Annotated in this window: 15 protein-coding genes; 9 read left to right on the top strand and 6 right to left on the bottom strand. The window is 52.9% G+C overall.

Annotation, left to right across the window (positions count from 1 at the left end; translation table 11 throughout):
• The first annotated feature begins 128 nt into the window (after positions 1-128).
• Positions 129-1388 carry a serine hydroxymethyltransferase gene (glyA, locus tag SH527x_RS19895; protein ID WP_437192437.1) on the top strand — a complete coding sequence of 420 codons (1260 nt, stop codon included), beginning with the start codon at positions 129-131 and terminating at the stop codon, positions 1386-1388.
• A gap of 176 nt (positions 1389-1564) precedes the next feature.
• Here glyA and SH527x_RS19890 read toward each other — a convergent pair whose 3' ends face one another.
• Positions 1565-2392: an SPFH domain-containing protein gene (locus SH527x_RS19890; protein WP_437192436.1), complete on the bottom strand. Its 828-nt coding sequence runs from the start codon at positions 2390-2392 to the stop codon at positions 1565-1567.
• A 611-nt stretch (positions 2393-3003) separates the two neighbouring features.
• Here SH527x_RS19890 and SH527x_RS19885 point away from each other — a divergent pair.
• On the top strand, positions 3004-4482 hold the full coding sequence (locus SH527x_RS19885) for a protein kinase domain-containing protein (RefSeq protein WP_437192435.1): 1479 nt from the start codon (positions 3004-3006) through the stop codon (positions 4480-4482).
• Positions 4483-4567: 85 nt separating this feature from the next.
• Here the strand turns inward: SH527x_RS19885 and SH527x_RS19880 are convergent, their stop codons facing one another.
• Positions 4568-5494, bottom strand: coding sequence for an ABC transporter ATP-binding protein (locus tag SH527x_RS19880; RefSeq protein WP_437192434.1), 927 nt, complete (start codon positions 5492-5494; stop codon positions 4568-4570).
• Between the two features lie 73 nt (positions 5495-5567).
• Positions 5568-7895, bottom strand: coding sequence for a hypothetical protein (locus SH527x_RS19875; protein WP_437192433.1), 2328 nt, complete (start codon positions 7893-7895; stop codon positions 5568-5570).
• Positions 7896-8606: 711 nt separating this feature from the next.
• On the opposite strand from SH527x_RS19875, the gene SH527x_RS19870 reads away from it, so the two are divergent.
• Positions 8607-9371, top strand: a complete 765-nt coding sequence (locus SH527x_RS19870; protein WP_437192432.1) for an isoprenyl transferase — start codon at positions 8607-8609, stop codon at positions 9369-9371.
• Between the two features lie 350 nt (positions 9372-9721).
• Positions 9722-10543: a hypothetical protein gene (locus SH527x_RS19865; protein ID WP_437192431.1), complete on the top strand. Its 822-nt coding sequence runs from the start codon at positions 9722-9724 to the stop codon at positions 10541-10543.
• A 280-nt stretch (positions 10544-10823) separates the two neighbouring features.
• Here SH527x_RS19865 and SH527x_RS19860 read toward each other — a convergent pair whose 3' ends face one another.
• The gene (locus tag SH527x_RS19860) at positions 10824-10988 is read right to left on the bottom strand and encodes a hypothetical protein (RefSeq protein WP_437192430.1); all 165 of its coding nucleotides are present in this window, start codon (positions 10986-10988) and stop codon (positions 10824-10826) included.
• A 338-nt stretch (positions 10989-11326) separates the two neighbouring features.
• Between SH527x_RS19860 and SH527x_RS19855 the strand changes: the two genes are divergently transcribed.
• Positions 11327-11626: a hypothetical protein gene (locus SH527x_RS19855; RefSeq protein ID WP_437192429.1), complete on the top strand. Its 300-nt coding sequence runs from the start codon at positions 11327-11329 to the stop codon at positions 11624-11626.
• 57 nt (positions 11627-11683) lie between these two features.
• On the opposite strand, the gene SH527x_RS19850 is transcribed toward SH527x_RS19855, so the two are convergent.
• Complete coding sequence (locus tag SH527x_RS19850; RefSeq protein ID WP_437192428.1) at positions 11684-12247, bottom strand: REP-associated tyrosine transposase; 564 nt, start codon at positions 12245-12247, stop codon at positions 11684-11686.
• A gap of 59 nt (positions 12248-12306) precedes the next feature.
• Positions 12307-14052, bottom strand: a complete 1746-nt coding sequence (locus SH527x_RS19845; protein ID WP_437192427.1) for an ABC transporter permease — start codon at positions 14050-14052, stop codon at positions 12307-12309.
• 636 nt (positions 14053-14688) lie between these two features.
• Here SH527x_RS19845 and SH527x_RS19840 point away from each other — a divergent pair.
• From SH527x_RS19840 to SH527x_RS19825, 4 genes are all read left to right on the top strand, one after another.
• Positions 14689-15603 carry an ABC transporter ATP-binding protein gene (locus SH527x_RS19840; protein WP_437194657.1) on the top strand — a complete coding sequence of 305 codons (915 nt, stop codon included), beginning with the start codon at positions 14689-14691 and terminating at the stop codon, positions 15601-15603.
• Between the two features lie 233 nt (positions 15604-15836).
• On the top strand, positions 15837-17471 hold the full coding sequence (locus SH527x_RS19835; protein WP_437192426.1) for an ABC transporter permease: 1635 nt from the start codon (positions 15837-15839) through the stop codon (positions 17469-17471).
• Entirely contained in the window at positions 17468-18901 is a 1434-nt protein-coding gene (locus SH527x_RS19830; protein ID WP_437192425.1) for a hypothetical protein, read from the top strand. The genes SH527x_RS19835 and SH527x_RS19830 overlap by 4 nt, the downstream gene beginning before the upstream one ends.
• 187 nt (positions 18902-19088) lie before the next feature.
• Positions 19089-20048 carry an aldose 1-epimerase gene (locus tag SH527x_RS19825; protein WP_437192424.1) on the top strand — a complete coding sequence of 320 codons (960 nt, stop codon included), beginning with the start codon at positions 19089-19091 and terminating at the stop codon, positions 20046-20048.
• Positions 20049-20235: the final 187 nt, after the last annotated feature.

Below are 20235 nucleotides of genomic sequence, written 5' to 3'. Positions count from 1 at the left end.
TCCAGTACGGATGGTTTCGCAAAACCAGAGCGACCTCCTAGAATGGTCCTTTACTTTTCCGAGTACGCCTTGTCATCGGAGATGGCCTGACAGGTGAATCGGCAGATTTTTTGTGCAGGAAAGTTTGCATGGCGACTTCTTCCGTTCCAACCTCCCTTGAAGCTTCCGATCCAGCAATCTGGGGAGCAATTCAGCACGAACGCCGCCGTCAGGTGGAAGGTCTGGAGTTGATCGCCAGTGAGAACTACACCAGCGCCGCCATTCAGGAAGCAGCTGGCACAATTCTCACGAACAAGTACGCAGAAGGTTACCCTGGTCGTCGCTACTATGGCGGATGCGAATTCGTCGATGATGTTGAGACTCTTGCCCGCGATCGCGTCAAGCAACTCTTCGGGGCACAGCACGCCAACGTCCAGCCGCACGCCGGTTCTCAGGCGAACATGTCGGTTTACTTCTCCGTTCTGAAGCCAGGCGACACCATTCTCGCCATGAATCTGGCTCACGGGGGACACTTGACACACGGGATGAGTCTGAACTTCTCCGGTCAGTTGTACAACATCGTCCCTTACGGGGTCCGTGAGAGCGATCACCGCATCGACTTCGATCAGGTTGCGAAACTTGCTCGCGAACACAAACCAAAGATGATCGTCGCCGGGGCCAGTGCTTACCCACGCGAAATTGATCACCCGAAGTTTGCCGAAATCGCCCGTGAAGTCGGTGCCTATTTGTTCGTCGACATGGCTCACTACGCCGGGTTGGTGGCCGGGGGAATCCACAACAATCCAGTTGAAGTGGCTGACTTCGTTTCATCCACCTCACACAAGACACTGCGTGGCCCACGTTCCGGCTTCGTTCTCTGCCGCGAAGAACACGCCAAGAATATCGACAAGACCGTTTTCCCTGGCCTTCAGGGGGGACCATTGATGCACATCGTTGCAGCTAAGGCCGTCTGCTTCCACGAAGCTCTGCAGCCATCCTTCAAGGTGTATGCACGACAAGTCGTCGACAATGCTCAAGTGCTTGCTGAAACACTGATGGCAGGCGGAATTCGTCTTGCCAGCGGTGGAACCGATAACCATCTGATGCTGTGCGACGTCACCGCGATCGGACTGTCCGGTAAGATTGCAGAAGAATCACTGGACAAGGCCGGAATCACGGTCAACAAGAACATGATCCCGTTCGATCAGCGCAAGCCACTCGACCCAAGCGGTGTCCGAGTTGGAACAGCAGCTCTGACAACTCGCGGGATGAAACAGGACGAGATGAAGAAGGTCGGAAACTGGATTCTGCAAGTGCTGAAATCCATCGACGATCAGACTGCTTCAGAACGAATTCGCAAAGAGATCGCCGAATTCGCGAGCAACTACCCGGTTCCAGGGATTCAGTAATCCCCTCGGTTCTCCACTTTGATGTCCCTGTTTTTTTGAAACAGAAGCCGCATTGAAGACGGTGACGCGATCAACAACGATCCCGCCTCCAGACATTCTGGAGGCGGGATTTTTTTACCGATTCTGGCGATGACGACTTCATTCAGTCGCGACACCAACGCTCAAGTTGCAGTTCCTTAGTGTCTTCGATTAGTCCCAGACTGCACGGCAAGAACTGGCTGAGCGCGGTCGCCACTACAAAGCACGACAAGCAGATTCGAGACGAGTTGATCTCGTTGATCGGCAGCAACTTCAAGATTTGCTGCCTGCAATCGGCTGACAGCATCCTGCACGATCTCAACGGCACCTTCAACGATCGTCTTGCGGGCGTCGATTAACGCTTGTGCTTGCTGCCTCATCAACATCGCCTGTGCAATCTCAGGAGCATATGTCAGGTCGTTCAGCCGAACATTGAGTACCCGAATCCCGGCTGGATCAACCGCTTTCTGAAGGTCAACGACAAACGACTGCTCGACTGTCTCTGACTCCTTCTTCAGGCACGGAATATTCTCATCCGCTGACTCATAGGGGTATTGGGAGGCGACACGTTTCACCACTGCCCCCGCCTGATCAGCGAGGAAATTGTGGTAGTCCACGACATCCAGTGCGGCTTTGTAGGTATCCGCCACTCGATAAACGACAACGGCACTGATCTGAATCGGATTCCCGTTCTTTTCGACGACGGTGGTCCCGTGAATTTCGAGCGTACGGTCCTGCGTTGAAATTCGATGCAACTTGCGCCCCACGGGATGAATCCAGCAGATCCCCTGCATCGTCAATGTCTTCACATACTTCCCGAAACGTAATACGACAATCTCTTCCCGTGGTCCCAGAATAATGAACCCGAGCAGAAGAATCGGCGGAAAGATAATTGAGACGATCCAGACAATCAGGATCTCCATATTTCCTTCGAGTTCATCCGGCCGAAACGTCCTCTGACTGACTTGAGGTGACCCGCGGTTCATTGGTTGACCCTTCCAGTAAGACAGAATTTAAGACGGTCTGAATTGAAGCCCTTTCTGAGACGAAACGCGACTCAAAAGAGATCGGATCAAAATTCCCTAAGAGTTCAGATGTCAAACGGGGTTGTTTTCTGAATCGACGTCGGACAACCACAGCGACCAGACAGGCTGAAACAACACAAGACACAACCAACGACACACCAATCAGATACAACGCATTCCAATGCACCGGACCCAACCTGCCGACAACTCTGGCACCTGCCTGGTCGCTCAAGCTGCACAACAGTGACCATCTCAGGAAAAAACTGTCATGCGTACCGGAGCTCGTGACATTATTCTGGGAAATGTCCCTAAATGACAGAATCAGAACAGGTCGCACGACGAAGGATGGCGAGTGTAAAAAAACGGCTTATTTTCATAAGATGTCATTCACTCCTGTCCGATTTTTGTGCAGAATCAAGACCCGGAAATTTGATTTGCCATAATCAGATGTCGCGACTCACGTAAAATAGACTCGTTGAATTACGGTCCCCACTCGGATGCCTTTCATCCGCTCCCCGGCCTTCTGTTGCTAGATCAACGGACGGCTCTCCCCGGCTTGGAAGAGTTTCCCTATGACCTCTTCTTCACCATCTGAACCGACCGCAAATTCCCGGTGGATTTGGCCGTTCGAGATTCTGGAGCAAATTGGCGAAGGGGGAATGGGCGTCGTCTATCGGGCACGCTATGTCGTCAATGGTCGACAAGTCGCATTGAAGATGGTCCCGTCCGAGATCGCCGACAAAACCGCTCTCGCCCGATTTGAACGAGAACTCGAAGTTCTCAAAACGCTGAAACACCCCAACATCGTCCGGTGCTTCGGAGGGGTCTGCGAGAACAAGCGACGGTTCTACGCGATGGAGCTTCTGGAAGGAGGCTCACTTGAAGATCAGCTTCAAGCTCGGGGAAAGTTCCCTTGGGAACAAGTCGTCCGATACGGCATCGAAATGTGCAGTGCGTTGAAGTGCTCACACGAAATGGGAGTTGTTCACCGGGACATCAAGCCGAGCAACTTTCTGCTGACTCCTGAAGGACAGCTCAAGTTAAGCGACTTCGGGCTCGCAAGCGTCACTTCGGCGAACAAGATCACCGCAGCTGGTAAAACGGCCGGAACATTTCTTTACATGGCACCCGAGCAAATTCGCGGCCATGATGTGACACCGCAAACGGACCTGTACGCCCTAGGTTGCGTCTTGTTCGAACTCATCACAGGGGAAGTGCCATTTCTGGGCGAAACAGCGGGAGCAACGCTTCACCAGCACTGTTTCTCTCCACCACCACGCCCGACCGAAAAAGCACTCGATTGCCCACTGCAGCTTGAACGGCTCATTCTGAGACTGATGGAGAAAGATCCATCGAAACGTCCTGAATCCGCCGAAGCCGTTGCGCGCGAACTGGCCGAGATCGACCAGTCGTCGATGATCACCCAGAAATCAGAGATCGGGAAAAACTTCCCCACCGGATATCAGGTTCCGACGACAGCAAAGAAGGAACAACCTGAACCGACGGCCGAGATCCGCTCCCGCCCTCACCTCGCGCCGGTATTGGACGGACTCTCCCGGAAAATCCCTCAATCGATCGCGGTGCTGGCAACGCTTCTCGCCGCGTCTCTGATCGCGAACGGACTGCTGTTCCTGCAGAAGCCCACCGATGCACGCTGGCAAGAGGAATGGAAAGCCGCCCTGTCACATCAGGATCCCAAGGTTCGAGTAACGGCCTTAAATACTCATGCTCACTTAGCGAAAGACTATCCCGGTCACGTCTCCGCATTCGTGAGATCGCTGGAAGATCCGATCGCGGAAGTGCGCATCGCTGCTGTTCAGGGGCTGGGAGAAGCTGGAGCAGCCGCCAACGGGCGATTGCCAATCCTGATCAAAATGCAGAAGAGCGATACCGACGAAAGTGTCCGCATGGCAGCGACCACGGCGGTCGAGCGGATTCGAGCAGCAACTCCGCCGTTCCGTCTGCCTTGGGGAACCATGATTGCTGTCACACTCTTTCTGAGTGCCGCTGGATTTGGCTTTTATGCCTGGAAGAAGCTGCAGGAAACGTAACAGCTGCGGCCTCAGGAAAACTGAAACCACAGCTGATGAAGTTCGACAGCACTCTCTTGAATGCTATTGGTCTGAATACAGCTGGTTACTGCTGTTTCCCCATCGTCAACCGCATGAATGCAGTTTCGAGGTTCACCTCTTCCTCACGGAACTGCTTCAACCGGAATCCATTCTGAATGAGAGCCGGGACAAGTGGAGAATAATCTTCGATCCCCGACTTCAACGTCACGCAGATTGTTGTCCCCTTCATGGAGACTTCAGCAACTTCATCCATCTGCTCCAGTAACTTCGCTGCGTTCTCGTGCTGGTCCATCACTTTAATCTCCAGCAGGATGGCCTGTCGTGCGAGTTGCATCACCTCGTCAACGACATTATCAACCAGCATAATCCCCTTCTCGATCATGCCGACGCGGGTACACACATCTGCGAGTTCCGGAAGAATGTGACTCGAAACAATCACGGTTTTCCGCATCGAACCAAGTCGTCTCAACAGACCACGCATTTCAATACGTGCTCGTGGATCGAGACCACTTGCCGGTTCATCCAATAGCAGCACTTGCGGATCATGCAGCAGCGTTCGCGCAAGTCCAACACGTTGCGTCTGCCCCCGTGACAGCTGGCTCACCATGGCGTCACGCTTGAACCCCATGTCGACCAGTTCGAGCTTTTCTTCACAAACCTTGCGACGGAGCGGCCCGTTGATTCGATATGTCGAAGCGAAAAACTCGAGATACTCCATCACAGTCATGTCGTCGTACACACCGAAGAAGTCCGGCATATAACCGACAAGTCGGCGAATCTCGGCGGGGTCAGAGTAGATCGACTTACCGCATACGTAACACTCCCCGTAGTCCGGGTTGAGGAGTGTCGCAATCATGCGCATTGTCGTCGTTTTTCCCGAACCGTTCGGACCGATGAACCCGAAGACATCCCCTTCTTTCAGAGACAGGGAAATCTCGTTTGCGGCGATCAGGTTACCGTATCGCTTTGTCAGCTTGATTGTTTCAATCACAGTTCAGGTCTCGTGAGTCTGAATCAATTGGGAAATCGCAGGTGGTTCAGCGAACTCTCAGATTCGAATCTGGCTATCTTCGGTAATTCAAAATATCGGTCGATGGCGGAGCATCCGAAGATCGCTCCGCAGGCTTCACAGGCAAGATGAAACGGACAAGGACAGTTCGCTCATCTTCAGGCAGAACCTGACCATTCAACTTCACAGTCAGTGGAGAAATCTTCATCCGGCCGATCAGCACAGCACGGTGCAACTTCAGCAATTCAGAAACATCCATGCGTCCCAAAGACTGATTCTGCAAAGTCGTATACTGCTCTCCACCGAGCACCTGATAGAAGCTGGTTGTCAGTCCGATCAGGAATGGATTGATACTCATCGTGTCATATGCTGACCGACGCATTTCCGCTTCCGAATCAATTCTGTCAGAAGCCTGAGCCAGTCTCTCCAGTTCTGTCAGCAGTCGTCCGCGCAACAGGTTTGAGCCAGCCTCGGCAAGGTTCCATTCCTGACCTGCCGTCAGAGGAACCGGCTTTCCATTGGGTCCACTGCGGTCAAAAAATGCAAAGTCATTATATGCCAGGAACCAGTCTGTCAGTTCTCCAGGCAATTGATGACTTACCGTCCCTGCCAAACGATTGATACCTGTCTCGCTGAGCTCGCTGGTGACAGGTAACTCTTTCCCGGCCAACGTCGCATTCCATTCACTGGCAATCGCTCCAGATGACCAGATATTCACAGGGAGGTTCTGGACTCCATCTCCTGCTGAATTAAATGCATATGCAGGGAGCGACTCATCGACGCCACCTGTCCGATACATTCCCCGAAACCCTTCACCCGGTCGGTTCACCCAGGAAACAGAAACCGGCTGAGAAACAGGGACTCCACCAAGGTCTGCCGAGTTTGCCTCCGAGCTGATTTCTACGCGCTGGTTAACGTCGCTGTAGAATCCGAACCATGAGCGAACAGAAACAGTTCGGCTCGCTGCATCGATATCCACAAACTCAATCTGCCGTGACACAGCCTCGTGCTGATTGACACTGTTTCCATGTGAATATGCTAATCCCGCAACAATGAGCGACCACGCAGCCACCGTCACCCATGTCAGTTCTGGACGCTTCAAGACTTTGGTCACAATCCAGTAATCCAATGGTCCAATCACCAGAGCGAAGAGAACAATCCAGCCAATCACCTGCCAGTGAGAGGGCCGTGAAATTCCCGCGAAGTGATCCAGACTTTGGTTCAACTGCATCTGGACATCGGTCACTGCGGCAGGGTTCATCTCTGAAGCCGCGTTTGCTTTCGCGACTTGTGCAGCAGCAAGATCACTTGGGTTTGGAAGCCCGGCGAGAACGATCGCAAACTGGCCTTGCGACTCAGGTTCCCAGTTCACCAACGGAGGGCTATCCATTCGAATTGCGAGCATCGTGACGTGGCCGAGCCCATATGGGGCACGGATCACCAGCGAATCAGACAGTCCACTGGCGATTACCGTTCCATCGATTTTATCGAACTGCCCGGCAGGCAATGTCGTCAGCGTTCGCAGTGTCGAACTTCGAGGAACCAGTTCATTCAAGCCAGTCAGCTTGACGACCTCAATCTTCCCTTTAGGCAAGATTGGCAACCAGGAGGCCATGGGGCTTTCCTTGATTGCAGAAACGGCATCCCCCACAGGAACGATCAAACGTCCCCCTTGTCCAACCCAGTCTCGAATTGAATTTGAAACTTCCTGAGTGAGTGCGGTGTCGCCAGCAATCACCAGAGCATCGACTCCGTCCAAAGCCTTGCCGGTCCACAAGGGTCCCGTCGCATCCGCGAACTCAACGAGTCGAACAAATTCTTCACGACCTTGATTCCACCGCTCCATCCCCTTGGACAACATTGGCTGCTTGCCAAGCGCGAGCCAAAGTTGAGTCGAGAGTTTTACTGGAGTGAACTGCTGAGACTCATTGTTACGCAATGTCACATGAGTCAGTGGTTTGAGCCCAATCGCAGCTTCTGAGTCGTACAACTGCACCTGAACAGATCCGTCAATGCGGCCAGATCGTGCGAGTCCTCGAACATGGACAGTTTTGCCTTTCAGTTCGACCGCAGGCAACGGTTGCAGCGTCGCCTGTCCGTCAGGATCAGCGGTGCGAATCACAGGGTACAGCGTTGTCCCGGCAGGCCCGGAAACATCGAACTCCACTGGCGTCCATCGGCCGACTTTGAAGGTCCCATTAAACCCGACACTCGCGCCGGAGATTTCAACTGGTTCATCTTCAGCCATCAGATTTGAAGACGATGCCCCCAAAACTCCGAGAACAATTCCCCAGCAGACAAGGAAGCGCCTGATGGTGACAAAGTTCGGGAATCGGACAATGAGGTGGCCGCAGACAGAGCGAGTAGTGTGTTCGAAGTTCACGCGTTTGAATTCGAAATGAAATGAACAACAGACACGATGGCCTGTTGAGAGGATCGGATATGTGACACCACTCCTCCCGCACTTCAAGCGAAGTTCAGCGGAAGGTCATTGAAACTCACCGCATAGAACAAAGCGACTCCCTGAATTCATCAGAGTCCGTTCCACTCGCTCTATTCCAGCAAGGACATCATACGAAAGTTCATTCCGCAAAAGGAAGGTTCCGAAGAACGACTCGCTCAGGTGCGTTCAGGAAATCCCCGCCAGGGAATCCATTGTTCATCCAGCGAGTCAGAATGCTGCGTCGAGACGCACCACTGATGCATCCTGCTGTCTGAACGAGTAACGCCCCCAGCAAAGGCTTCAAAAATGCTCTATTCAATCCGGAACGAACTCTGAACATCTGTCGTGTTCATTACCTGATGTGATTGCTGATCAGTCAACGTTCCGTCACAATATCGAGAAGTGGAGCGTCCACGATGAAGAGTTGCAGGTGAACACCGGTGTGAAAAACGGTCCGTCCGGCCCAGACATCACTCGTCCTACAGTCGGAATCATCAGGCAGGTCGCGTTAAAAACAGCACGCCAAACTCTTCACGGAACACTTTCTGATCGAACCTTACGTCTTTCACAGCCGGAAGAACGGTTCCAAGGCCACAACCGCCTGAAAGCCTGTCACCGGAATGAGAAAGAACGTGTCCTGGAAAACGTTACGTGGCAGTTGAATCTCCTTATACCCATGATCAGCTGACAGCAATCGGGCTCAGTCCAGAGCGACTTCCCCGACACATTGCGATCATCATGGATGGCAACGGTCGGTGGGCACAGAACCGCGGAATGCCACGAATCGAAGGGCATCGGAGAGGAGTTTCCAGTGTTCGAGCCGTCGTTGAAGAAGCGGCTCGACTCGGGATCGAACAGCTGACGCTCTACTGCTTCAGCAGTGAAAACTGGAAGCGTCCACGACTTGAGCTCGACCTGCTGATGGGCCTGCTACAGCGTTTCGTCATCGCGGAACGAAACGAGATCATGCGGCAGAACATTCGCTTTTCCACAATCGGACGCACTGACCGCCTGCAGCCTCGGATTCTCGGTGAGGTGAACACCACAATCGAAATGTCTCGCGACAACTCCGGAATGCGCCTTTGTCTGGCTCTCGACTATGGAGCTCGCGACGAAATTGTTGAGGCGACCAAGAGAATCGCCCTGAAAATCCAGTCAGGGGAGCTCTCCCCCGACGACATCGACGAACAAACCATTTCGTCGCATCTCTACACCGCTGGCATGGTCGATCCCGATCTAGTGATCCGGACCGCAGGTGAGATGCGAATCAGCAATTTCCTGCTTTGGCAGATCAGTTATGCAGAACTCTGGGTCACTGAAACTTTGTGGCCAGACTTTCGACAGCAACACCTTTTGTCCGCCCTCCAGGATTTCGCCAGCCGCGAACGTCGGTTTGGTGGCTTAAAATCCGTATAGGCGAAGCAAGCACTCCAACCTGCAAAACCGCTGAAAACGTGAAGCCTGAAGATTCGACAAACTCCACACGACACAATCGAAAAATCACGGCATTTCAGGAGTTATGTCATCGCGAACCGTCCCGAGATTCGAAAGGATGGAGAAGGATGTTTGCGCATGCAGGCAGGCCGGGCAACGAACCAGAGCGAATTTCAGTGGCGTCATTGCGAAAATTCGCAGGGAACAAGTCCGCAGAGTTTCGAATCTGCAGAAAACTCGGCTAGACTGATTGCACAGGCAGACGAAACTTAATTGTTCGAACCGACGTGCTCTCCCGACGAGCTTGAATTTATACCGCAGAGGAAATCATTGTGCTTCCCTCGTTGCTCCAATTGCTGAACCGAAAAAACGCCGCGCGAGCGGTCGTCTGTTGTGCTTTGCTTTCCGGTACTCAAGCGGCGCACGCCCAAATCACTCGCGGGTTTGACCGAACTGCTCCAGCTGCTGCCAGCGCCGTTGAACTTTCACGGCAGCCGGACTACTGGACCATGGAAGTCCAGATGAAACCAGTTCGTCTGGTCTGGGTCGACGAAGTCAATCCAGTCAACGGCGAAACGACCAAAACACAGATCTGGTATCTGGCCTGGCGCTCAATCGTCCGCCCGGTCACGCCACAGGCAGCGGCTGATTCCACTCCGATCAACACACTTGATCCCCTGCCCGGCCCGTTGAAGTTCATCCCGCAGATGACTCTTGTCACCTACGATGACCCAGCGACGGAAGTTCCCAAGCAGATCATTCAGGATGAAATCCTGCCAGCCGCCATTTCTCAGCTGAAACAGGTGGAGCGGAATTCGTACCTCGACATGGTCACGGTCGTCCAAGACCTCCCGAACGCGACTCCAGCCGACGCTGAAGACCAGAAATGGATCTACGGCGCGACGACTTTCAAAGGGGTCAATCCAGACACCCGCTTCTTCAAGATCGTTCTCGGCGGTTTCACCAACGCCTACGAAGTTCGCTCCGAAGCAGGAAACGAACCGCAAACATGGCGAAAAGTGATCGTCCAGCGATTCCACCGCCCCGGCGATCGCTTTGATCCGAACAACAGCGAGTTCCTGTATTCAGGAGCCCCAGAATGGGTCTACCAACCGGACGCAGCCAGCACGAAAACCGTTTCAGCAGCCGAGTAATTAATAGTTTCAAATCACTGAGCCTGAACCACAAATGCCGAGTCTCCTTCACCCAGAAGAAGACTCGGCGTTTTTATTTTGAAAATGTGAAAACCTCACCACAATTGAGTAGGCTGAGAGACAAATTCGCGAACCTCAACCTGCGTAACTGACATGCCCGGCCACAGCCGACCTCAGATTGCGAGCAATGAGAACAACAACTAATAAGCACCCAATCGTGACTGCAACGCTCCTGGCATTGGGATGTGCGGTTACACTCATACTCACTTTTTCGATTAACTCACGAAATCGCATTCCTGACACCATCGACACAGCATGGGTGAGGAATTTCTTTGAGTTTTGGTTCTGCACCCGTGACCCCGACAGTCAGGCCAGCTTCCGCCGCCTGACAATAAACATAAACAACAATCTCCACCTGAACGACAGCATCACAAACAAGCTTCATGAACAACTTAATTCAAAAGAAAAACCAACGTCTTGGGAGCTTTCCAGAGATGACCTACGTGCAATATGTGAATCCAAAAACGACCTAGAAGTAATATCAACAGCAGATAAACAGTACCTTTCCATTCCATCACAGATTTCAATTACAGATGAAGGAATTGTCATCATATCTATGAATTTCAACGAAGACGAGAGTAGCATCGAGCTACGAATCCCAGGTCGTCCCGACTGCATTGTTTCGGGAGGACACAAATTAATATCCACTGTCCACAGAATAATCTCAGACCAAGCCCGACAGTGACTGCAGGGCAGGCTCCCGACCACCTTCCTCCGAAGTAGATGAAGATCGACGCGACGGACATCAGCAATCGTTCACGAGAGAGCGAAAGAGGGGAAACCATGCCAAGCGAGAATATGCCACGCCCCTTCATCAAGGGCATCCCGGGCGTGCTGTTCGCGTTAGGGATTTTTTGTCAACTCGCTGGAGTATTCTCACTGCTGCTTGTTTACATGATCGGGAGCGATTCAACAGAAGACGCGACAGCCGTAGCACAAATCGCACTCAACGGCTCTCTGTTTGTATCGACCGTCTTCTTTGTCACAGCCCTCAGCTTCGCCGGTGCCATAAGTTGGCAGTGACCGTAGGGCAGGCTCCTGCCTGCCTTCCTTGAAGGGTAAGAGAATTTACCTCGCTCCCTATTCACCATAATCCCCTTTGGTGACTGGAAGAACTGGCGGAGGTTGCTTGCCACATCCCCAATTAGCGGGATAAACACCAGCTTTCACCCAGCGATGAAAACTTGACGCTGCCCAATCACCGGGGCAGCTCACGAGCTTGTGCTTCACTGGGTTAAAATGAATGTAGTCGAAATGAGCCGTGAAATCGTCTTCATCTTCGATCGTGTGCTCCCAGAAGCGGCGCTGCCAAACACCTCGGCGACGTTCGCGAGACTTCCCTGCCGAGACTTTCGTGTCACAACCGCCGTCCGCCAGAAATTGCGTCGTAAAGGTCTTCTTGATGACACTCCAGCGGCCGGAATAATTGCCATCTCCTGACGGCAATGTCCAGATTGCATGAAGATGATCTGGCAGCAGCACAATGGCATTCAATTCAAAAGGCCACTTCCGCTGGCATTCTCGGATGGCTTCCCCCAGTAACGTTCGATTTCGGGCGACATGGAACAATTGCCGACGACGATGGGTCACCACGGTGAAGAAAAACGTTCCTCCCGGGACATGCGCTCGGCGATAATCAGACATGCAGCCACCATCGACGTCCAGGAAGGCAGGCAGGAGCCTGCCCTACTTCTGCCCTACCTCTAGCCGCGGTCGTTCACGGTTCTTCCGAGAGCAACGTCGAATGCACTGACAGCAGGCACCAGCATCGCCAGCGTTGTTCCGCCGTAAGCAGCCAGAATCGACAAGCAGACTGCCGGCGAATCGCCAAGCAGGAAGCTCACCACTGCGTAGAACGTCACGAATGGCAACGCTCCTGCAGCGAGCATCAATGCCTGAGACGGGTTCTGATGAGTCAGCGACGTTCCCAGCGCGAGGCTTCCCCCAAGAATAAAGACCAGGAATGGAAGCAACTGCAGCACGAAGTTCGTTCTTGCTTCCACAATCAACATCATGCAGACGAAGATCCCGATAAACAGGAAGAAGATCGTCCCAAGGCTGTTGAGAATCGCCGCTCGCGATGCCTGAAACGAGATGCCGGAGTGCAACCCCAGCACTGCAGAGAACAGGATCAACGTGCAGTAAGACAGAGCGATACAAACGAACGGGCCCACCGAGATTTCCGATCTCAGAAAGCTCATTAACACCAGCAACAGCGGAATCGCGATCAGTTCTTTAGTATTGAAGAGCACGCCCCACAACTTGCCGTAGATGAACTCGCTCGGGGTGATTTCAGTGACCAGCAACAACTCCAGCGTCTGCCCATCTCGCTCCGACGTCAACGATGTCACCGATTGAGCATTCACAAGAATCAACGACGCCAGTGAAAGCAGCACAAAGACCAGCCCAGTGCCGGAAATTGCACCAAAAACCAACGGGGTATCGGTCGGCAGACGACTCAGCAAGAGCACACAGAAGACGGCAAAAATCACGTACGCAATTTTGATCAGCCCGACTTTGCGGCCGTATGCCTGAGTGCAGATTTCGCGCCAGAGAATCGGGTGAGCCCAAACATTTCGCGGCTTAATCGCCGTCGTCGCTGGCGCCTTCTCAACTTCCGCAGGTTCACTCTCATCCACCTGAATGTACATGGCGCGCGATGGATTCCAGACGCGCACCATGAAGCAGGTAAACACCCACATCGCAATCGCCAGCGTTCCCATCGCAATCACGGATAAGGTCGCATCGACTGGAGGAATTCCTCCCTGCAAACTGTAAGCGAGCGGGTGAAGCACCTTGTGCAACGCGCGAAACGGATCACACGCTCCGGCAATTTGTCCGATCAGACTGGAAGGTCCGGCGAGACCATAGATAGCTTCGGCCAGCCCGATAAACAGGCCTGCCCCCAGTATCGTGATTGCCAGAATCTGAAACGTTTTTTCCCGCCAGTAGGCAACAAGCGTTCCCCAGGCAGCAGCCGTTAGACAGGTGATCCCGCACAACACTTCCACCCAAATAATCTGTGAAAGCGTGATTCCCCCCAGCATTCTCAGGCAGCATAAAACTGGCAGCGAAACCACCAGCATGACCGCAACAGGCAAAATACTGGCCAAAGACTTTCCGATGACCAGTTCAGCCGCCTTCAGGTCCGTCATCAGCAGTAGAATCAGTGTCCTGCGGTCTTTCTCCTGCGCAATGTTGCCAGCTGAAAGCAGTAATGTCGCCCCCAGCACCACCGCCATCTGAAAGACACAGATAATCCCGAAGATCGATGCGCCGAACTGGGCGATATCCCCCAGCCCACGCATTGGCGAGAGTCCGGCAGCCGTCTGCGCCCCGGTGTAGATCAGAATACAAAGCGTCGCAACATAACCGGCCCGTAGCCCAAAATGCTTTGGATTTCGCGGCAGAGTCAGCAAGTCTCGAACGAGCAAAGGGCCGCCGATCACCGGTCGTTCCTCCAAAATTAACACGAACAGCTTAAGACTGCGTCGTCTGAATGCACCAGAATTGGAATCAACTCCCAAACTGGTGGCGATTTAAAGCACCTTGACCACCCAAGCTGGATCAAATGCAATCACCCGTGAATGCCAGACCACCCGGAGAACGGACGAGGAGGTGTCCACAATAATACGAACCGGTTGGAACCAAAGCCAATACGGGAGCGAATTCTTCGATTCTTCCGGAAATTTTGCCCGAATAAGTCGCTTTGCGGCAACGAGGCTGCGCGTTTCTTGAAAGCGACATGAAGGCCCCGTAAAGTAGACCACATAAAGTATTTTTATTGATGCCGCCTGAGATGGACTCTCATTGCGAATATTGGGTTCCGAAGTCGCTCGTTTTTAATCACGTTTTCACTGAATTCCAGTGACATCCAAAACGATCGCCAACGGCACTCCCCTTCACGGATGGCTTATTATTGGTGTCCTGTTTTCCAATGAGTTCCTGCTTTCCAGTTCAACGGACGGCAGAACTGACCTGTGTTCATTATTTCCTGTTTTTTGCGTTCTGCAGATTCTGATTCTTTGTTTCGTTACCGGTTGACCTGAGCTGCCGACAGCGAGACAGAAGCAGGGGGATTCACCATCGTGTCCGACAACGTCATCGAGATTCGCAATCTTTCGAAGGTTTATCGCGACTTCTGGGGACGCCCCAAAGTCAAAGCCTTGAACTCTCTGAGCCTTGAAGTCAAACGGGGAGAAATCTTCGGATTGCTCGGGCCGAACGGATCAGGAAAGACAACCACACTGAAGCTGCTGTTGGGTCTTCTCTTCCCGACAGAGGGAACAGTCGAGATCCTCGGGCGCCCAGCTCACGACGTCGAAAAGAATCAACGCATCGGTTATCTGCCGGAAGAGTCTTACCTTTACCGCTTCCTGAACGCAGACGAAACACTCGACTTCTACGGTCGCCTGTTCAAGATGTCTGCCGCAGAACGTAAGAAACGCTGTGACGAATTGATCGAACGCGTCGGGCTGCAAGGCGGAGCTCGTCGCCGTCAGCTGAAAGAGTACTCCAAAGGGATGACTCGCCGTATCGGTCTGGCTCAGGCGTTGATTAACAACCCGGAACTGGTTCTCCTCGACGAACCGACCAGCGGTCTCGACCCGCTCGGTACCCGGGATATGAAAGACATGATTCTTGACCTGCGTAAAGAAGGCAAAACAGTGGTGATGTGTAGTCACCTGCTGGCCGACGTGCAGGATGTTTGCGACCGCATCGCGATTCTCTACCGCGGAGAATTGAAAGTGATCGGAAGCGTACAGGAACTGCTCGAATCCCGCGAAGAAACCCAGATGCTGACGAGCGAACTCAGCCCGGAAGCCTTGAAGGACGTCGAACAAGTTCTGGCTCGCCATGGGGCCAATCTGAAGAAAGTGTCACACCCGACCACGACACTGGAAGACTTGTTTTTGCACACGGTGTCCGAGAGCGAAAAACGCCCAGGTCGCCGCTTCGAGCCAGGCGAACGCCCGGCAAGCGAAAAGGCGACTTCGTAGGAAATCACCAGTCGCCGAGTGTCGAAGACCTGACAAAAATGCGGTTCAATCCACTTCGTGTTATGTCGGCTGACAGTCACTGACAATTGGAATTTCCAGGTTTTCCACCAAACTTCAAAAGGCGTTTCGAGGACCTGTTTCCAGCGAGCAGCATGACGAAAAATCGACGTACAGACTTACGTTTCGTCCCCTGCTTTCGAACACCTCGAAAAATCACATTCGAAGGCTGACCGATGGTCGTAGAGATTGCCTCATTTAACCTGATACAGGGCATCCTGCACTGGTTACTGGTGCTGGTCGCCAGTGCCTGTGTGGCGTTGATGGTCGGACTTGTCGCCTCACTGGCTGCATACGGTTCGTCAGGTCCACGCGTCGTTGCATTAACCCTGAAACGGGGATTCACCGACTTAGTTCTTCTCGCCCCGCAACGCATCCTTGCGATTGCCATTTTAACGTTCAAAGAAGCACAACGACGCAAAGCCTTCATGATTGGCGTGCTGTTTGTGTTTCTCTTTATGTTCGCCGGCTGGTTCCTTGGATCATCATCCTCGGATCGCATTGCCAAACCGTTCATCATCTTCGTGATGACAGCGATGAGCTTCCTGCTGATCGTGATGGCACTGCTGGTCGCCTGCTGGGGAATTCCCGCGGACATCAAAGCCCGATCACTGCACACCGTCGTGACAAAGCCTGTTCGACGCAGTGAAATCGTGCTCGGCCGTATGCTTGGCTACGCCAGCGTCCTGACACTGATCCTCGCAGTCACTGCAACCTTTGGTTACTTCTGGATCTGGCAGAAAGTTCCAGCAGAAGCACAAAACCAGTTAATTGCACGCGTTCCACACTACGCCACATCCCTAGAATTCCTTGACCGAACCGGGGTCTCTGGCAAAGGTCTCAACGTCGGCGACATCTGGGACTACCGCAGCTTCATTGAAGGGGGAACCAACGCCAGAGCGATCTGGACGTTCGAGAACCTGAATGTGGCTCAGTTGAAGAATGAAGGAAAGTTGCGACTGGAGCAGTCGTTCGAAGCCTTCCGAACCTATAAAGGGGACGTGAACCAGCAGTTGCGGTACACACTTTCTCTTTATAACCCAAAGACGAAGCTCCGGGTTCCAGTCGGGACCTATCAAGTGCAAGAGCACTCGGTCAATGCAGATTCAACGACTGTCGTTCTCGATGGAGATTTGGTTTACCGAGACACTTACGACATCAATGCCCCGGAGAAAAAGGTCAACCTGTTTGATGACCTGATTCACGATGGCAAACTGACTGTCGAAGTCGGAGCCGTCGAGTCACAGCAATACATTGGGGTCGCACACCACGATATGTTCGTCCGCATGCCGGACCGCACGTTCCTTGCAACCTACAGCAAAGCGTGTCTCGGCCTGTGGCTGTTGCTGATGCTGATCGTCATCATCGGCACCACCAGCAGCTGCTTTGTGAAGGGGCCAGTTGCCACCATTCTGACAAGCAGTCTGATCTTCATCGGGTTCGTTTTCCGAACCCGTATCCAAAAGATTCTGGACGGACTCGCCGTTCAGGAAGGCCCGATCGGTGGGGGATCGTTTGAATCGATGTATCGTCTGCTGACCCAGATGAATGAAGTGAGTCCACTTCCGGACAACATCGGCACAACATTGATCAAAACAATTGACAAAGGTGTCTTCGGAATGATGGGAATCGTCAACGCGATGATCCCGGATCTCCGCTATTTCAATACCAGTGAATACCCTGCGAATGGATTCGATGTCCCTTGGGGATCAATGTTGCTCCCAAGCATCGCCATCACTTTCGCGTTTTTTATTCCGTTTGTCATCCTCGGTTACTTCAGCTTGCAATTGCGGGAGCTTGAACACAAATGATGAATCAGCTCACTGTCCGGCAACGGAAGATCCTGTATGCCAGCACCGCTGTTGTGCTGCTTATTCCAATAATTCTACTCGGTGCCCCGTCAACCAAGGCGGGAGCAACAGGAGGCATTTCGCTCGCACACCTGCGAGCCAAGCACGACCTTGGAGAAGCCAGCCTCGGCGATGTCGACCCGACCAGCGCGACGATGAATCTCGTTCTGCTCGGGATGCGGGGAGTCGCGGCCAGCGTTCTCTGGACCAAAGCAGACGAATACAAAGACCGCAAAGACTTCTCTCAGCTTGAGCAGACAGTCGAGTCGATCATTCTGCTGCAGCCACACTTCAAATCGGTCTGGCGTTTTCAGGCCTGGAATCTCGCGTACAACGTCTCAAACGAGTGCGACGCTGTTGCTGACCGTTATTACTGGGTCAAGCAAGGGGCGAAGTTCCTTCAACGAGGGGTTTCTCGTAACCGTCTCGTCCCGGAACTGTACTTCGACATGGGAACATTCCTGGGAACAAAGCTCGGGAACGCGGACGAGAAGGAAACCTACCGTAAATTCTTCCTGTCCGATCCAGACACCAATCGCTGGAAAGGTGGACCAGACGAAGACATCAACCCGGAACATCAGGACCATTATCTGGTCGCCAGGAAATGGTATCAGGACGCCAACAATCTGCTCGAACGTAAAGGTGTCGAGCAACACATCATGGACATCTCGCTGTTCCTGGCGTACCCGTACCGTTCTCTGATGTCTTATGCTCAGGCAATGCAGAAAGATGGCGTGCAGGCCGACCTCGACGCCATGTCACCGGATCAGGTTCAGGCCGCCTACATGGAATGGGCCAAGCAGGTTCGGGCTGCCTGGGATCAGGCCTATGATGAATGGACAGGCGACTACGGACGCCGAAAATTCATGTCAGCCGGATTCGGAGTCTTGCTGCTTGAAAACGATGAAGCTGGTTTGAAAGAACTCGACGTCATCGCCAAAGAAGAAAAGGTTCCTTTCGAACAGAAGAAGGACTGGCAGGATCGTTACCGCAAAATGACTTCCTATCCATACTGGAAGTTGCACTGCGATATCGAAAAGCGGGAAACAATGACACTTGCTCGCTACCGGCTGGCTGAAGGTCGTCGTCTTTATCGTCAGGTACAGGACTTCGATGGAGCCCGAGTGAACCTTGAGCAAGGACTTCTTCAACTCGCTCAGGTCATGCAGGAATATCAGGTAAACCCTGAAACCAACCTGCTGCTCTCAGACGAAGAAGAGATCGTCGAAGAAGCACTGAAAGCATTGATCATCTGGCGGCATACCCTCGAACTGCAGGGGCAGCCGATTCCAGAGAATTATCCATTGAAACAGCTCTGGGAATATCCAGATCTGGAAGATCAGCGAAATGAACTGATGACCCGCTTCCAGCAATGGAACGGAACACTTTAATCAGTCAACAATCAGAGTTGATACCAAAGAACGGCCGGGAGTTTTCCTTTCGGCCGTTCTTCGGCTTTCATCAGTCCCGCATTTTCAAGTTGCAGTTACGTCAACCCAGAGAAACTGGGCCGACTCAACCGCCTTCCTGCGGGTAAAATGCTCCCACAATCTCCTCTTTGAACAAGAGATCAGAGTCATGGCCGAATCCATTCGCATTGTCGATTCTTACAGCAATGCCACGGCAGAAATCGCTCCACAACTGGGATTCAACTGCATCTCTTTCTCAGCTGAGGTGAACGGTCAGACGGTACAAATCATTGATTCGCCAGATGATGTTTTGAACGGCCAGTATCGCCCAAGCGGTTACGGAATCCCGATTCTCTTTCCATTCCCCAATCGCATTCGAGACGGCAAATTCAACTTTGAGGGAAAGGAGTACCAGATTCCACTCCCTGAAAATGGCCCGAATGCAATTCATGGGTTCTGTTACGACCGCCCCTGGCGAGTGACTCATCAGACCGAAGACAGCGTGACAGGCCAGTTCCACCTGAAAGTCGACGATCCTGCCAGAAAGAATTCATGGCCGGCCGACTTCATTCTTGACGTTCGTTATCGGGTTGCCGAAAGCCGACTCGAATGTCAATTCCGCATCACGAACTGTGACAAGAAGCCGCTCCCCTGGGGCCTCGGAACTCATGCTTACTTCCGGTTGCCATTTGGTCCGGACAGCAGTGCCGCACAATGTGAACTACAAGTTCCTGTCTCAGAGCAATGGGAATTGCAGGACTATTTGCCAACCGGTCGACGAATCGGTGTTGAGAACAATGCCCCGTTGAGAACTGGCGCCCGCTTCAGTGAGCTGAAGTTCGACGATGTCTTTACTGGCTGGCAATCCGATGGCGGAACGGTCCGCAGTACGATTCTCGATCCACAAGCCGGAATTCAGCTGACGCAGATTTGCGATTCTCAGTACTTCCGCGAGGCTGTTGTTTATACACCTCCGGGCCGAGATGCAGTCTGTATTGAGCCGTATACTTGCATCACAGACGCGATCAATCTGGAGCCACGCGACATCAATGCTGGCCTGCAGATTCTCCCGCCAGGAAAAGTAGCGCAGACATGGACAGCTCTGCAGGTCAGCCCCATTTTCGCCTAAAACACATTCAGAAAGAGCGTCGTGTTGCGTGGGCAGATGAGCGGCCAAGACAGGCATGAACCGGACTGTCGATCCGTTGCTTGTTAGAGAATGAATTCGCCTGCCCGTGAAATTCCTGACGATTTGGTGGTTCGCAGCAGACGCATTCCCGAGTTGGTCTCTACAATAGAGAGCAACGATACTGGTG

The sequence above is a fragment of the Planctomicrobium limosum genome (assembly GCF_051465645.1).
GTDB lineage: Bacteria > Planctomycetota > Planctomycetia > Planctomycetales > Planctomycetaceae > Planctomicrobium.
The sequence above is the reverse complement of the archived record's forward strand: the minus strand, read 5'-3'. Positions and strand labels throughout refer to the sequence as shown.

What these genes read in the sequence shown, in the direction of transcription:
- glyA (WP_437192437.1), top strand. Translation starts at nt 129, where the DNA reads ATGGCGACTTCTTCCGTTCCAACCTCCCTTGAAGCTTCCGATCCAGCA.
- SH527x_RS19890 (WP_437192436.1), bottom strand. Translation starts at nt 2,392, where the DNA reads ATGAACCGCGGGTCACCTCAAGTCAGTCAGAGGACGTTTCGGCCGGAT.
- SH527x_RS19885 (WP_437192435.1), top strand. Translation starts at nt 3,004, where the DNA reads ATGACCTCTTCTTCACCATCTGAACCGACCGCAAATTCCCGGTGGATT.
- SH527x_RS19860 (WP_437192430.1), bottom strand. Translation starts at nt 10,988, where the DNA reads ATGAAGCTTGTTTGTGATGCTGTCGTTCAGGTGGAGATTGTTGTTTAT.
- SH527x_RS19855 (WP_437192429.1), top strand. Translation starts at nt 11,327, where the DNA reads ATGAAGATCGACGCGACGGACATCAGCAATCGTTCACGAGAGAGCGAA.
- SH527x_RS19850 (WP_437192428.1), bottom strand. Translation starts at nt 12,247, where the DNA reads ATGTCTGATTATCGCCGAGCGCATGTCCCGGGAGGAACGTTTTTCTTC.
- SH527x_RS19835 (WP_437192426.1), top strand. Translation starts at nt 15,837, where the DNA reads ATGGTCGTAGAGATTGCCTCATTTAACCTGATACAGGGCATCCTGCAC.
- SH527x_RS19830 (WP_437192425.1), top strand. Translation starts at nt 17,468, where the DNA reads ATGATGAATCAGCTCACTGTCCGGCAACGGAAGATCCTGTATGCCAGC.
- SH527x_RS19825 (WP_437192424.1), top strand. Translation starts at nt 19,089, where the DNA reads ATGGCCGAATCCATTCGCATTGTCGATTCTTACAGCAATGCCACGGCA.